Origin of the sequence: Streptomyces sp. H27-D2 (assembly GCF_035828615.1) — a bacterium.
In the GTDB taxonomy this organism is placed as follows: domain Bacteria; phylum Actinomycetota; class Actinomycetes; order Streptomycetales; family Streptomycetaceae; genus Streptomyces.
In genome coordinates this window covers 102,026-116,099 of the sequence record NZ_JAYMZR010000003.1, presented here as the reverse complement: position 1 = coordinate 116,099, position 14,074 = coordinate 102,026, and the positions used below count along the sequence as shown (strand labels likewise).

Here is a 14,074-nt window from a genome sequence, read left to right as displayed (position 1 = left end):
TCGTCACACCCGTTCGTCACATCCGCTCGTCGCGGAAGGACCCGTCCGGCCGCCCGAAGAGCGGTGCCAGGATCAGCTGCGCCGCGCCTTCCGCGACGGCCCGCGCGCCGCTGCCCGCCACGGCCACCGGCACCGTCCGGCCGTCCCCGCGCGCCGCGCGCTCGGCCAGCACGGCTTCGACGCCCCGTACGAACAGCCGGTCGGCGGCCAGCACGGTCCGCCCGCCCAGCACCACCCGGTCGATGTCGAGCAGCCCGACCAGGTTGGCCGCGCCGACGCCGAGCATCCGGGCCGCCTCCGCCGGGTCGCCCGCCGCGACCGCCGCCAGGCACAGCGCCTCGACGCAACCGCGATTGCCGCAGCCGCACACCGGCCCGTCCAACCGGACGACCTGATGGCCGAATTCGCCCGCCCCCGTACGGGCCCCGCGATGCAGCACGCCGCCGAGGACCAGCCCGGCGCCCAGTCCGGTACCGAGGTGCAGATACGCGAAGGAGTCGGCGGTGTCGCGCGCGCCGCGCGGGGCGAGGCCGAGCGCGGCGGCGTTGGTGTCCTTGTCGAGCAGGACGGGCAGGCCGCCGAGCCGAGCCGCGAGCGCCGAGCGCAGCGCGAAGCCGTCCCAGTGCACGAGGCCGGTCACCCGCCGCAGCACTCCGCTCCCGTGATCGAGCGGCCCCGGGCAGGCCACCCCGACGCCGAGCACCGGCCCGTACCCGCCCTCGGCGGCGGTCTCCGCGAGCAGCGCCGTGACCTGCGCGGCGGCCTCCCGCACGACCCACTCCGGGTCCGCGCCGAAGTCGAACGGAGCGCTGCGCACCGCCACCGGTTCGCCGGTCAGATCGGCGAGCACCACCGTCAGTTCGTCGCGGTCGAGGTGCAGCCCGACCGCGCTGTTCGCGTCGCGGACCAGCCGCAGCACGGTGCGCGGCTTGCCGCCGGTCGACGCGCGCTGCCCGGCCTCGGCGGCCAGCCCCTCCGCCCGCAGCCTGCTGGTGATCTTGCTGACGGCCTGCGGGGTGAGGCCGGTGTGCGCGGCCAGTTCGAGTCGGCTGACCCCGGACTCGCCCGCCGCTCTGAGCAGGCCGAGCACCAGCGCGGCGTTGTGGCTGCGCAGCGCGGACAGATTGGCTCCGGAGAATGTGCTGTTCACGGACCCATTCTCGTCGGCGCTTGCAGTTTGGCAACAGCGTTGCTTAAGTGGCGGGCATGAGCGACTCCACCGGCACCGCCCTCCGCGTCGGCCTCATCGGCTACGGCCTGGCCGGCTCCGTCTTCCACGCCCCGCTGATCTCCGCCACCGACGGTCTGGTTCTCGACACCGTCGTCACCGGCAACCCCGAACGACAGCAGCAGGCCCGCGCCGAGTACCCCGAGGTCCGTACGGTCGCCACGGCCGACGAGCTGCTGGCCCGCGCCGGCGACCTGGACCTGGTGGTCATCGCCTCGCCCAACCGCACCCATGTGGCGCTGGCGACCGACGCGCTCAAGGCCGGGCTGCCGGTGGTCGTGGACAAGCCGCTCGCCGCGACCGCCGCCGAGGCCGAGGAGCTCTCGGCCCTCGCCGCCGATCGCGGCCTGCTGCTGAGCACCTTCCAGAACCGCCGCTGGGACAACGACTTCCGCACCCTGCGCAAGCTGATCGCGGACGGCGCCCTCGGCGACGTCCAGCGCTTCGAGTCGCGCTTCGAGCGGTGGCGTCCGCAGCCCAAGGGCGGCTGGCGCGAGTCGGGCGACCCGGCCGACGTCGGCGGGCTGCTCTACGACCTGGGCAGCCATGTCGTGGATCAGGCGCTCGCCCTCTTCGGGCCCGCCCTCCAGGTCTACGCGGAATCCGATGTGCGCCGCCCCGGCGCCGAAGCCGACGACGACACCTTCATCGCGCTCACCCACGCGGGCGACATCCGCTCCCACCTGTGGGTCAGCGCGACCACCGCGCAGCTCGGCCCGCGCTTCCGGGTGCTGGGCAGCCGCGCGGGCTACGTCAAGTACGGGCTGGACCCGCAGGAAGCGGCGCTCCGCGAGGGGCTGCGGCCCAGCGACGACCGCTCGCAGTGGGGCGTCGAGCCCAGCTCCGCGTGGGGCCGGCTGGGCGCGGGCGAGTCCCCGCAGACGGGCGGCGGCGAGCCGGTGCCGACCCTGCCGGGCGACTACCCCGCGTACTACGCGGCCATCGCCGAGGCCTTGCGCACCGGCGGCGCGCCGCCGGTCACCGCGACCGAAGCGGCGGCGACGCTACGGGTGCTGGAAGCGGCGCGACGCTCGGCGGCCGAAGGGGTCAGCGTTTCCCTGGGCTGAGCGGAGGCACGGCCGGGCGGGCCAGCGGTGCCGGTCCGTCCCGGCTCGTCCCGGCTCGTCCCGGCTGAACGGTGCCGGTCGGTCCCGGTCAGTCCCGGCTGAGCGGTGCCGGTCGATCCCGGTTCGTCCCGGCCCGACCGCGAGCCACCGATGCGGCGGGCCGGCTGGGGCCGGCGCTGCCCGGCAGTCCGGCGGGGGCCGGCCACCTGACAGCCAAGCACCAAGACGGCGGAAAACCCTGGCCGCCCCAACAGCCGAAAGCCTGGACCGCTTGGCGATCCGGGCCCCGCTGTCAGGGCGCGACCCGCGCCCCCACACACCCCGCCCCGTCAGGCGCCCCGTCAGGCGCCCTGTCAGGCGTCCTGTCAGGCGTCCTTGAGCTGCTGGCGCTGACGGCCCAGGCCGTCGATCTCCAGCTCCACGACATCGCCCGCGCGCAGATACGGCTTCGGCTCGGGTTGGCCCATGGCCACCCCCGCCGGGGTGCCGGTGTTGATGACGTCGCCCGGGTAGAGCGTCATGAACTGGCTGACGTAGCGCACCACCTCGGCGACCGGGAAGATCTGGTCGGCGGTGCTGCCGTTCTGCTTCACCACGCCGTTGACCCACAGTCGCAGGCCGAGCGCCTGCGGATCGGGCACCTCGTCGGCGGTGACCAGCCATGGGCCGAGCGGGTTGAACGTCTCGCAGTTCTTGCCCTTGTCCCACTGGCCGCCGCGCTCGATCTGGAACTCGCGCTCCGAGACGTCGTGCGCGACCGCGTAGCCCGCGACCGAGGCGAGAGCCTGCTCGTCCGACTCCAGGTAGCGGGCCGTGGCGCCGATGACGACGGCCAGCTCGACCTCCCAGTCGGTCTTCACACTGCCGCGCGGCACGAGCACCGTGTCGTCGGGCCCGACGACCGTGTCCGGCGCCTTCATGAAGATGATCGGCTCCGCCGGAATCGCGGCGCCGGTCTCGCTCGCGTGATCGTGGTAGTTCAGCCCGATGCACACGACCTTGCCGATACGGGCCAACGGCGGCCCGATCCGCAGGCCGTCACCGGCCGGGTCGGCGGCCGCCAGTACCGGCAGGTCTCCGCCCTCGACGGCGGCCCGCACCCGGTCCATGGCGGCATCGTCCGCGAGCAGCGCTCCGTCGATGTCCGGCACCACCTCGGACAGGTCCCGCAGGACACCGTCCCGGTCGAACACCGCTGGGCTCTCCGCCCCTACCGGTCCGACACGCAGCAGCTTCATGGTCACACTCCCGTGGTCGAGGGTCTGCCCGGACGCACTCCGCGAGGGGGTGGATCCGGGCCGGCCGATGGGCGACGGCCATCGGAGGAATTGGCTGATCCTCCAAGAACGAAGTCCAGTCCGCAAGACCCCGTTCACGGACTGGACCGTTACCCAACGGTAGGAACGGGCTCCGGAACGCCGCCCCGGTGCAGCCACGCCCGCTCGCACGCGGTCCAGGTCGTGCTCGTGACGATGTAGAGCCCGGCCGCGAGCGGCACCACGGCGAGGGTGATCAGCGTGCCGAACGAGAGCAGCGGCAGCACCTTCGACAGCCCGGCCATCCCCGGCGCCGCCTCCGCCGACGCGGCGGCCGGCTTCGGCGCGGCAGCCGCGATCGCAGCCGCCCTGCGGGTCCGCCGGTAGGTCCACGTCGCCACCGCCGCGACCAGCGCGAACAGCACGACGTAGACCAAGCCGGCCGCACCGAACACCCCGCCGTCGCCCAGCGCGTCGGTCCAGCGCCCGCCCAGCGGAGCGGACAGCAGCACATGGGAGGAACCCTCCACGGGAACTCGTCGTGCCGGGATGAGGAATCGGCGTGACGAGCCGCGCGGGCTCAGCGGTTATCTCGGGGATCGACAGAGAACTCGGCAGAGGACTGGAAATCGACAGGGATCGCCGGAGAGCGCTTACGCGGCCGTCGGGAGGGAACGGCCCGGCGCTCGGGGGCGGGGCCTGCCCGCCGCGTCGGGATCGCGCTGCGTGAGGAAGGCCGTACGGCGCTCCCTGTCCCGTATCGCGGTGCGTATGCGGGCCGGTGTCACCGGCACGACGCTGCGGGTCGCGAGGACGGCGCAGGCCAGAACGGCCGCCGCCAGGGTGGTGGTCGCGGCCAGCGCGACCGCGCCCGCGATACCGGTCTCGGAGAGCAACAGCACGGCGAAGAGGAAAAGCAGCACGCTCACAGGCGTGCGCAACAGGTCACGCATCAGCTGATCCCCCTTCTCCGACGAACTCGCCGACGAACTCGCCGACGAATTCTCCGACGAGCTCCGGTGCACCACAGTCGGTGCGTCCAGCTCCGGTGCACCGAGTCCCGCTGTCGAACCCGATGCTAACTCCCCGCACTGACAAGCGGATCGGCCGGCGCCTCACACCCGTCCCCCGGCGGACCCGGTCGGCCATCGCGGTCACCGCCCGAGCGCGGGCCGCACGGCCCTACCGCGGCACCGCCGACTTCAGCCGGCCCCACACCACCAGCCGGTACTTCGAGGTGTACTCCGGGGTGCAGGTCGTCAGCGTCAGGTAGTAACCCGGCGCGTCGTAGCGGTAGGAGGGGCGCACGCTGCTGTGCGGCACCTCGGCCAGGACCGTGCCGTCGGCCGCCGAGGTCTGCGGCAGGGTCCGCTCGACGGCGTAGGTGTAGCGGGCGTCCGCCGTGTCGATCCGTACGAGGTCCCCGGCGCGCAGCCGGTTGATGTGCCGGAACGGCTCGCCGTGCGTATTGCGGTGGCCGGCGAGGGCGAAGTTGCCCGGCCGCCCCGGCTGCGCGGTGTGCGCGTAATGGCCCACGTACCCCTTGTTGAGCACCGCCGACTTGCTGATGCCCTGCGCGACCGGCGCGGTCACCCCGAGCTTCGGAATCCGCAGCACCGCGTACGCCTGGTCCCAGCGCGGCGGCCCGGGCGGCGCCGCGCCGCCGGTACGGCCCGCGCCGCCCGAGCCGGCGGATGCGCCGCCGCCACCGGAGCGCGCGCCGCCCGCGCCCGCGTCAGGACCGGCTGCCGGGTCCCGGCCGCTCCCCGCCCCCGGCTCGCCCGTCTCTCCCACCGGGGTGTCCGGAGCGGACCGCCAGTCCCGCTCCAGCGCTTCGACCTGCTGCCGCGCCTCGGCCCTCGCCTGCCGGTTGGTCCACCACAACTGGTGCGCGACCAACAGCAGGACGACGACGCCGAGGGTCACCGCGATCTCCGCGCCGCTCCACAGGGCGCGCGCCGCGAGCACTCGCCCCGATCTCGGCCGCCGCGCCCGCCGCAGCTCCCTCGACCGCCGTTTCCGCCGCCCCTGGACCACCACCGGTATCCGCTGCCGCACCCCGACTCCCTCCGGTCGGGGCACGATAGGCCGTACGGCCCGTACCCACCAGAGAGACCACCAGAGGGACCGCCAGAGAGATCAGCCGACGATCAGCTGCGACACCGCGTAGATCGCCAGCCCGGCCAGCGCGCCGACCACCGTGCCGTTGATGCGGATGAACTGGAGGTCGCGCCCGATGTGCGCCTCGATCTTGCGGGAGGTCTGGTCCGCGTCCCAGCCCGCGACGGTGTCGGTGATCAGCGAGGTGATCTCGTCCCGGTAGGTCGTGACGACGTACACCGCCGCGTCCTCCAGCCAGCCGTCCACCTTCGCCTGCAACCGGGGCTCGGCCTCCATCCGGCGGCCCAGCGAGAGCACCGACGTGCGCACCCGGATGCGCAGTTCGCTGCGCTCGTCCTCCGCCGCGGCGACGATCATCGCCCGCACCGAACTCCAGGTCGAGGCGATCAGGTCCTGCACCTCGCCGCGCCCCAGCACCTCCGACTTGAGCCGCTCGACCCGCGCGCGGGTGTCCGTGTCGGACTGGAGGTCGCCGGCGAAGTCGCCGAGGAAACGGTCGACGGCCCCGCGCGCCGGGTGGTCCGGCATGTCCCGCATCTCCATGACGAAGCGCAGCAGTTCCTTGTAGACGCGGTCGCCGACCTTGCGGTCCACGAAGCGCGGGGTCCAGCCGGGCGCGCCGCCCGTCACCGCTTCCATCACCGAGTCGCTGTGCAGCACCAGCCAGTCGTGGGCCCGTACGCAGACCAGGTCGACGACCCGTTTGTGTCCGCCGTCGGCGACCACCTTCTCCAGCATCTTGCCGATGCCCGGCGCGATCTCCTGGGCGTCCGCGCGCCGGGTGACCGCCTCGCCCACCACCGCCTGCACGTCCGAGTCCCGCAGCACGGTCAGCGCGCCGCGCAGGGCCGTGGCCAGCTCGGCGGTCACCCGGTCGGCGTGCTCGGGCTCGGCGAGCCAGGCGCCGAGCCGGCTGCCGATGCCCACCGCGTGCAGCCGCTGCCGTACGACGCCGCCCGACAGGAAGTTCTCGCCGACGAACTCGCCGAGGCTGTGCCCCAGCTGGTCCTTTTTACTGGGGATAATGGCGGTATGCGGAATCGGGAGGCCCATCGGCCGCCGGAACAGCGCGGTGACCGCGAACCAGTCGGCCAGCGCGCCGACCATGCCCGCCTCGGCCGCCGCGGCGACATCCCCGGCCCAGCCGCCCGCCCCGGCCGACCGGCCCCATTCGGCCAATCCGTAGACCACCGCCACCAGGCCCAGCAGGCCGGTGGCGAACGTCTTCATCCGGCGGACGCCGCGCTGTTTCTCCTCGTCGGCCGGGGTGTAGGAGAAACCGCCCGCCGGCAGCGCCCCGGAACCCGCAAGGCCGCCGGGCTCGCCTGATTCGCCGCGCTCAGCGGGCTCGCCGGCTTCGCCGGTCCGGTCCGTATCGGTGCGTTCCATCCACTCCACCCGTTCGCCCGGTTCCCCCGTTGCATTGTCCACAACTGAGCTACTCCTGGAACGGACTGTGAGTTCCCGGCGTCTGACTCCCCGAGCGACCGAACGGACCACCGAACAGGCCGCCGGACGGACACCGGCGGCCCCATGGGACCATGGGGGGCCGATCGGACCGCAACGGCGCCGCTGATCACGCGCTGCCTTTGCCCACCCGGAGCCACCGGCCCCGCCTGCCCCTGGAGACACACCCCGCATGAACACACGGGTGGGTTACGCCCTGCTCGCCGGCCTGGCGGCGGTGGTCGTACTGATCTCCGCCGCGATCTTCATCGGGATCGGCGGCGGCGACGGCAGGCTGGACACGACCCCGCACAAGTCGCGCAGCTCCGCGGCCCCGGCCTCCGCCGGGAACTGGGTCGGCACCTGGTCCGCCTCGGCCGCCGCCGCCGAGCCGAACACGCTCGACGGATACGCGGGCATGTCCATACGGAACGTCGTGCACACCAGCATCGGCGGCAGCAGCGCGCGCATCACGCTCTCCAACCTCTACGGCACCCGCCCGCTGCTGGTCACCCACGCCTCGCTCGCGCTGGCCGCCGCCCCCAGCAACCCCGGCGCCGCGATGGACACGATGCGCCGGCTGACCTTCGCCAACCGCAGCTCGGTGACCATCCCGGTCGGGCAGTCGGCCCTCAGCGACCCGGTGCGGCTCAATGTGCCGCACGCCTCGGACCTGCTGATCAGCATCTACTCCCCGTCCCCGTCGGGCCCGGTCACCTACCACCCGTACGCCCGGCAGACCTCCTACCTCGCGCGCGGCAACCGCACCGAGGACACCACCGGGACGGCCTACACCGAGCAGAGCCCGTACTGGCGCTACCTCACCGCCGTGGACGTGTGGAGCAACGAGGCGCAGGGCTCGGTCGCCGTCATAGGGGACTCGATCACCGACGGCATCACCTCCACCGCCGGCGCCAACCGCCGCTGGACCGACTTCCTGGCCGACCGGCTGCGCAACGAATCCGGCGCGCCCCGCTACGGCGTCCTCAACCAGGGCATCAGCGGCAACCGGATACTGGTCGACGGCAGCCGCTACTCCCCCAACAACGGGCCGAGCGCGCTGACCCGGCTCGACCGCGATGTGCTGTCCCGCACCGGGGTCAAGGCGGTCATCATCGAGATGGGCGTCAACGACATCCTCAAGCCGCCCCGGCAGACCGGCCCCGACCGGATCGTGGACGGCATGCGCCGGCTCGTCAGGCAGGCCCACGCGCGCGGCCTGCGGGTCACCGGCGCCACCCTGATGCCCTTCGGCGGGCACCGCGGCTTCACCCCGCGGCTCAACGCGGTCCGGGAGCAGGTCAACGCGGAGATCAGGGCGGGCAAAGTGTTCGACGAGGTCGTCGACTTCGACCGGGCGCTGCGCGACCGGGCCCACCCGGACCGGCTGCACCCCGCGTACGACTCCGGCGACCACCTGCACCCCAGCGACAACGGCTACCGCGCGATGGCCCAGGCGCTGAACCTGAACCACCTCAGGGGCGCGGTGCCGGCGGCGCTGTGACGGGGTATCGCGGCGCTGTGCCGCCCCGGGTCAGTCCAGCGACTTACGGTCCGCATGGGGGTTCTCGCACCCCGACCGGTGCTGCGCGGGGAGCTTCGGGCCGTCGGAGTTCTCGGGAGCGACCCGCGCCAGCGGTAGAGCTTCGAGCAGCTTGGTAGCCGCGCCGACGCGGAACGTACCCAGTTCCACGTACACGCACCCTGTTCCGGTCACCAGACCGCGCACCCGTGACGCGTCATCCTCCGAGAGCCCGGCCCGGATCAGGGCGGCACGGATGAGCCCCGCGAAGTGGTCCGCCTCAGCCCATGCGCTCTTGTACTGCGCCATGGGGATCATGCGCTCTGCCGCCTCTTCGTGTGCGGGTGCTGCCGGATCTCCACGTTTACGTCTGAGACCTTGGACATGTCGCCGTTGGCCCGTGCCTCACGGCGTTCTTCACTGAGTGCCTGGCACACATCACAGCCCTTTGCCGGGGCCGGGTCGCCTTCGAGTCTTAGCGGCAGCTCAACGGCCGGACTGGGATACGTCGTCGGGTTGGTCATCGAAGAACCCCTCACGTCGTCCTGATGGCGACAACGCTAGGAACTCCCGCTTCCCGACTCACAGCCGATTGCACGTAATTGCGCGCGGATTACGCGAGCGAGTTATGGGCCCTGGTGATCAGCGCACGGGCTTTCGCTCCATAGACCGCGCTGTCTGCAAGCGTGGCGAACGTGTCGGCGTACATGGTTACTTCGCTGGGCTGCGTGATCGTGAGGTAGCCAGAGACAAGCTCCACGTTCACCTGGGCCGTGTCGAAGATCCAGAAGCCTTCTACCGGCATCCGGGTTCGGCCCAGGCAAGTCGGCACAACTCCCACGCTCACATTGGGGAGGCCGCTGACGGTGAGCAGATGCTCAAGCTGTTCCGCCTGCGTCTCAGCGCTGCCAAGGCCGTTCCACAGCACCGACTCCTCAACCAGGAAGGCAAAGCGCCGTCGCCCCTCGTACAGCACGCGTTGGCGCTCCATGCGAACGGCCACGGCGTCGGCCACGTCATCGACTGGGACCCGCCTTCGCTGGACAGCGCGCAACACGTCCTCCGTGTAGCCATGGGTTTGGAGTAGTCCGGGCACGAACCATGAGGAGTAGGACCGGAACCAGCGTGTGCGCTCGAACCGGGGGAGAACGGCCACCTGGGCCCGCCGCAGCCCCGCACGCTCCATCCGACGCCACGAGACCCACATGCCTTCGACGGCCCACAGGGAGGCAATCAGGTCCTCTGTCTGGTCCTCAGCCCCGCAGGCGCGGCACCACGCACGAATGTCATCGGCGGATGGCGCGGTCTTCGCGGTGGAGATCCGGGACACCTTGGACGGGTGCCAGCCGCACGCCGCAGCGAGATCCTTGCCTTCCAACCCGGCGTCCTTGCACAACTCCCGTAGGCGGTTGGCAAGGACTTGCCGGGCCTGCTGGACACTTGACGATCCTGAGACTGACATGGTGCGTCAGACCGGCTTGTACCCCTCGTGGGGGGTCGCTCGTTCCCACACCGCTTCAAAGGCCGCACTGACCAGGTCCACGACGACCGGTTCCGTACGCCACTCCCGGTCAACCACCTCCCCGGTTCCAGAGAAGTAGGTGAACAACACTGATGAACCGTCAAACATCCACAGGTCAGTACCTGGGAGCGCGATGTCGGCCGCCTTGCGCCTGGGCAACCAACGGACCAGTTCACCCGCCATCACGTTGGGGAACGTCACGTCGTACTCGTACTTGATGTAGTCCGTCACGGGCTCCGAAACGATCCGCGCCCGCCGCATCTCGACTCCCCGCCCGGTTGCCTCAACCACCACGTCGAGGAACGGACGCCACCACGACGACCGGTCGGCGGGGTCAAGGCGCTTGCCGTTCTGCCACGCGATGAACTCGGGATCGCTCGGCTGGTAGGCGTCGCGCATCTCCAAGTGGACAGCGGAGTGTTGAGCCTTCGCCAGCCCATCAAGTACGGGGTTCGTCATCGCTCTACTCGCTGTCGTGAGGGGGCAGGTACTTCCGCATGACCTTCGGGAGCCGAATGATCGTCTCGTGATCCGGAACGTCCGTGGAGTGGGAGGGAATCGAGCCGATCTCCTGACACGCTTTCACCTCTTCCTCTGTGGCCTTGTAGGACTGGATCAGCAGATCACCCGACTCCTCATCAAGCCAGATGGTCGGTGAGTCGGTGTCCGGGGTGTTCGGGATGATCCCCAGGAAACGCAAGCGCATGGCCTCTCCCTGTGTCGATCCAATTGCACTTGATTGCACGACCATCACCCGATCGATGGAGTCCGTCAAGAGCGCCTGTCGGCCATGACGAAAGCCCCCGATCGACCACCCACGCGGGCAGTCGATCGGGGGCAAGGCCAGAAGCGCTCTGGGCAGTCACAACGGCATCAAGCAAGCGGAGCCGGCGGCGCTGTGACGGGGCATCGTCGAGCGCGGGGCGTGAGCGCCGGGCGCGGTCTGGTGAGCGCCGCTGAACCGCACAACCAGCGAAGCAAAGAGATCCCCGTAGGGAACTCTTCACGTTAAGTGCGTCGGAGCGGACAGGCGAAATGGGTCAGTCGCGCCCAGCCGACACGCCCGATTCAGGCGAGCCCAGCGCCAGACGCCGGTTCGCGCCTGGACTCCGTCCATGTCGGTCAGGTCGTGCGTGGTCAGTTGTCAGTGGTCGAGCTCGCCGCCCTTGACGGCCTGGATGAACGCTTGCCACTCGCCCGCGGGGAACGAGAAGAAGCCATCATCCGGGTTCTTTGAGTCGCGCACGGCTCGGCCGCCATTGGGCAGGCCGGCTATCTCGACACAGTCGCCGTTAGCGCCGCTGTAACTGCTCTTACGCCAAGAGCCCATGCCCTTTGGGGACGTCATGTCATGCCTCTTCATGATGGTGCCTATAGCTCCTTGGCTACCTGCTGGATAAGCGCCAGCGAGTCAGCCGGGTTGAGGGCAGAAGCCCGGAGATGGTCGAACGCCGTGCCGTAGCCTTCCAATTCGCCCGGCTGGTCCATGTAGAGCGTGCCGGTCAGGTTCTCCAGACACACGATGTCGGGGCCGCGCTCAGCCGAAAAGCCGAAGATGACGAACGGGCCATTCAGTCCAGCATGAGCCCCAGCGCCGTGCGGCAGCACCTGAATCATGACGTGCTGGAGGCTGGTCAGCTGCTCCAGGCGATCCAGCTGCTCACGCATGACGGCCGGACCGCCGACCAGTTGCCGGATGGCCGACTCCCCGATGATGAACCACAAGCGTGGCGGGCCCTCGCGGTCCAGTATGGCTTGCCGTTCCCGCCTGATCTTGACGAGGGACTCAATGTCAGCCGGTGGGGTGATCCACGGGTTGGCATGGATGACGGCCCGGGTGTACGCCTCGGTCTGTAGCAGGCCGGGCACCAAAATGGGCTGCGAACTCTTGATGACGTTGGCCGCCGCCTCCAAAGCGATGTAGTCGGCATACTCGCGCGGGAGCGCGTCTTGGTACGCCTGCCACCATCCAGCGGTCCGGGCTTCCCTGGCCGCCGCTAGGTACTGATCCTGCTGCGCCGCGTCCTGCACACCGTACGCACGCAACAGTGCCTTTAGATCGTTCGGCGAAACCCGAACCTCGCCCGCCTCGATGCGTGACAGCTTCGGCCGGGAGAAGCCCATATCTCTAGCGACAGCCTCAGCGTTCAGGCTGAGGCTGTCGCGCAGTTTACGCAGCTCAGCGCCAAGGCGGCGGCTTCGCACGGTACCCGCCATCCGTCCCTCCCATCCTCTTGTACTGCCAGTCTGCCGCTTCGGACGGTTACGGGCCAGCAGCCCAAATCTGCACATGTGCAGATGTACCCCTTGCTGTTCGAACGGGCGCAGGTCTACCGTGTGCGTTGATGTCACGCTCTGCGGTGGCATCGCTACTCGATACCGGCCAAAGGACAGCCATGGAAGCTGGACGAACCCCAGGACTGCGAGTGCCACTGCGGCACTTAGAGGTGCGGCCTGGCTTCCTCCTGTCCTTCGGTCACGACGGTGTGCGGCCAGAAGAGATCACAGAGGCGCAGGCCATGACGCTCCTCAGCGAGTTGGCCAGTGCTCTCGGCCTGGCCTTGTCCGGCCCGGTTCATCCGCCCCGTAACTCAACCAAGCGCGGCCGGTGACTCACCGGGTCAGCCGCACCCCAAGCACAAGGTCTCTTCCATGACAGTCAGGAATGTAAGCACCACCACCAGTCCAGCACATCAACCACACGCCGCCATAAGGCCGTTCAGGCCGGAGGTGGCGTCATGAGCTTCGGCCCCATGCCCTGGCACAACCGCCTGGAGTTGGCCTGCGAGCCGTCCGCCGTTCGCTGGGCTCGGCTTCACGCCAAAGACGTTCTGAAACGATGGGGCGTCCCGAAGACCACCACCGAGGACGCCCTTCTGGTTCTCTCCGAGTTGGCCACCAACGCCGTCCGCCACGCCGGCCGACAGATTGAGGACCCGCCGCCCTGGGCGACTCGGGCCAGGGTCCGCCGCTTCGCCGTGATGCTGTGGTGCCTGCCGGACCACATCCAGATGTACGTCTCGGATGAGGACCGGCAGCCGCCGATTCTCCACTCGCCCAACGCAGATGACACCAGCGGGCGGGGTCTTCTCCTGGTCGAAGAGTTGAGCGACCGGTGGGGCTTCATCTACCCGTCACCCAATCCCGAGTCAGGCAAAGCCGTCTGGGCGGAACTACGCTTCCCTGGCGTCCACCCGCCGACTGACATCGAGGTTGAGGCCCAGGTGCTGCCGCCGCCGCAACGGCGGTTCACCAACGACCCGCTGACCATGCAGCATGTCCGGACGGGGCTGACTCATGGATAAGCCGCTGGATATCGGCTACTGCATGTACGTCAGGACAGTTGGCCGGGGCGAGAAGAGGACGCCGGTCCACCTGTCCTACCAGGTAGTGCGTTCACCTGGCGAGGGCTTGCGCTGGCTCTACGGCCTGCTGCGGGAGCTGCCTCAGCTGCACGAGGGCGGCTTTCTGGAGTCCCGTGGCTGGATTGATCCGAGCGAGGACTTCCACCGTGCTGTCCGGGCTATGGAGAACGGCAGCCAGTGGGCAGTAGCCATCGGCACGTTGGATGGACAGGCCCAGGTCACGGTGAGCGAGGTTCCCATGCTCCCGCTCGTCGCCTCGGACAAGGCCAAGGCCAAGGCCAAGGGTCGGCGCTCGTAGTACTAACGGCATCAAGCAAGCGGAGAACCGTCGTCGTGGTCGCCGGACGGCCATTTTATGCAGGCGCTCGGTTGGAGCACCCCAACCGAGCGTTTTGCGTGCAGGCCCACGCCCACGGATTGCGGGTCGCTGGTGCCACCCTGATGGTCTTCGGCGGGTGCCGCGGCTTGCCCCGGAAGCGCAACGCCGTACGGCAGAGAAGCCAACTCAGAGATCCCGACCCCCTCGTACGTCCGACTGCTCCGAGGA

Annotated in this window: 16 protein-coding genes; 4 read left to right on the top strand and 12 right to left on the bottom strand. The window is 70.1% G+C overall.

The genetic code is table 11. The features are described 5' to 3' along the window. Positions 1-16: 16 nt before the first annotated feature. A complete protein-coding gene (locus QMK28_RS02235; RefSeq protein WP_326435233.1) occupies positions 17-1,150 on the bottom strand; it encodes an ROK family transcriptional regulator in 1,134 nt (377 codons plus the stop codon). Positions 1,151-1,206: 56 nt separating this feature from the next. On the opposite strand from QMK28_RS02235, the gene QMK28_RS02230 reads away from it, so the two are divergent. Next, positions 1,207-2,295, top strand: coding sequence for a Gfo/Idh/MocA family oxidoreductase (locus QMK28_RS02230; protein ID WP_326435232.1), 1,089 nt, complete (start codon positions 1,207-1,209; stop codon positions 2,293-2,295). A 365-nt stretch (positions 2,296-2,660) separates the two neighbouring features. Here QMK28_RS02230 and QMK28_RS02225 read toward each other — a convergent pair whose 3' ends face one another. The 5 genes from QMK28_RS02225 to QMK28_RS02205 all read right to left on the bottom strand — a co-directional run bounded on the left by QMK28_RS02225 (position 2,661) and on the right by QMK28_RS02205 (position 7,061). Beyond that, complete coding sequence (locus tag QMK28_RS02225; RefSeq protein WP_326435231.1) at positions 2,661-3,533, bottom strand: fumarylacetoacetate hydrolase family protein; 873 nt, start codon at positions 3,531-3,533, stop codon at positions 2,661-2,663. Between the two features lie 149 nt (positions 3,534-3,682). After that, positions 3,683-4,081 (bottom strand): hypothetical protein, encoded by a 399-nt coding sequence (locus QMK28_RS02220; protein ID WP_326435230.1) that lies wholly within the window; start codon positions 4,079-4,081, stop codon positions 3,683-3,685. Between the two features lie 123 nt (positions 4,082-4,204). Beyond that, positions 4,205-4,504, bottom strand: coding sequence for a DUF6412 domain-containing protein (locus QMK28_RS02215; protein ID WP_326435229.1), 300 nt, complete (start codon positions 4,502-4,504; stop codon positions 4,205-4,207). Between the two features lie 229 nt (positions 4,505-4,733). Beyond that, a complete protein-coding gene (locus QMK28_RS02210) occupies positions 4,734-5,609 on the bottom strand; it encodes a class E sortase (RefSeq protein WP_326435228.1) in 876 nt (291 codons plus the stop codon). Positions 5,610-5,690: 81 nt separating this feature from the next. Continuing rightward, on the bottom strand, positions 5,691-7,061 hold the full coding sequence (locus tag QMK28_RS02205; protein WP_326435286.1) for a DUF445 domain-containing protein: 1,371 nt from the start codon (positions 7,059-7,061) through the stop codon (positions 5,691-5,693). Positions 7,062-7,311: 250 nt separating this feature from the next. Here QMK28_RS02205 and QMK28_RS02200 point away from each other — a divergent pair, with 250 nt between their 5' ends. Beyond that, positions 7,312-8,622 carry an SGNH/GDSL hydrolase family protein gene (locus QMK28_RS02200; RefSeq protein ID WP_326435227.1) on the top strand — a complete coding sequence of 437 codons (1,311 nt, stop codon included), beginning with the start codon at positions 7,312-7,314 and terminating at the stop codon, positions 8,620-8,622. A 30-nt stretch (positions 8,623-8,652) separates the two neighbouring features. On the opposite strand, the gene QMK28_RS02195 is transcribed toward QMK28_RS02200, so the two are convergent. The 6 genes from QMK28_RS02195 to QMK28_RS02170 form a co-directional block, all read right to left on the bottom strand. Further along, a complete protein-coding gene (locus QMK28_RS02195) occupies positions 8,653-8,949 on the bottom strand; it encodes a hypothetical protein (RefSeq protein ID WP_326435226.1) in 297 nt (98 codons plus the stop codon). A 304-nt stretch (positions 8,950-9,253) separates the two neighbouring features. Beyond that, the gene (locus tag QMK28_RS02190; RefSeq protein ID WP_326435225.1) at positions 9,254-10,102 is read right to left on the bottom strand and encodes a helix-turn-helix domain-containing protein; all 849 of its coding nucleotides are present in this window, start codon (positions 10,100-10,102) and stop codon (positions 9,254-9,256) included. Positions 10,103-10,108: 6 nt separating this feature from the next. Next, on the bottom strand, positions 10,109-10,621 hold the full coding sequence (locus tag QMK28_RS02185; RefSeq protein WP_326435224.1) for a DUF6879 family protein: 513 nt from the start codon (positions 10,619-10,621) through the stop codon (positions 10,109-10,111). A 4-nt stretch (positions 10,622-10,625) separates the two neighbouring features. After that, positions 10,626-10,868 (bottom strand): hypothetical protein, encoded by a 243-nt coding sequence (locus tag QMK28_RS02180; RefSeq protein WP_326435223.1) that lies wholly within the window; start codon positions 10,866-10,868, stop codon positions 10,626-10,628. A gap of 438 nt (positions 10,869-11,306) precedes the next feature. Beyond that, on the bottom strand, positions 11,307-11,525 hold the full coding sequence (locus QMK28_RS02175) for a DUF397 domain-containing protein (RefSeq protein WP_326435222.1): 219 nt from the start codon (positions 11,523-11,525) through the stop codon (positions 11,307-11,309). 8 nt (positions 11,526-11,533) lie between these two features. Next, the gene (locus QMK28_RS02170) at positions 11,534-12,379 is read right to left on the bottom strand and encodes a helix-turn-helix domain-containing protein (protein WP_326435221.1); all 846 of its coding nucleotides are present in this window, start codon (positions 12,377-12,379) and stop codon (positions 11,534-11,536) included. 521 nt (positions 12,380-12,900) lie between these two features. On the opposite strand from QMK28_RS02170, the gene QMK28_RS02165 reads away from it, so the two are divergent. Next, positions 12,901-13,467: an ATP-binding protein gene (locus QMK28_RS02165; protein WP_326435220.1), complete on the top strand. Its 567-nt coding sequence runs from the start codon at positions 12,901-12,903 to the stop codon at positions 13,465-13,467. Between the two features lie 22 nt (positions 13,468-13,489). Continuing rightward, positions 13,490-13,825, top strand: a complete 336-nt coding sequence (locus QMK28_RS02160; protein ID WP_326435219.1) for a hypothetical protein — start codon at positions 13,490-13,492, stop codon at positions 13,823-13,825. Positions 13,826-14,074: the final 249 nt, after the last annotated feature.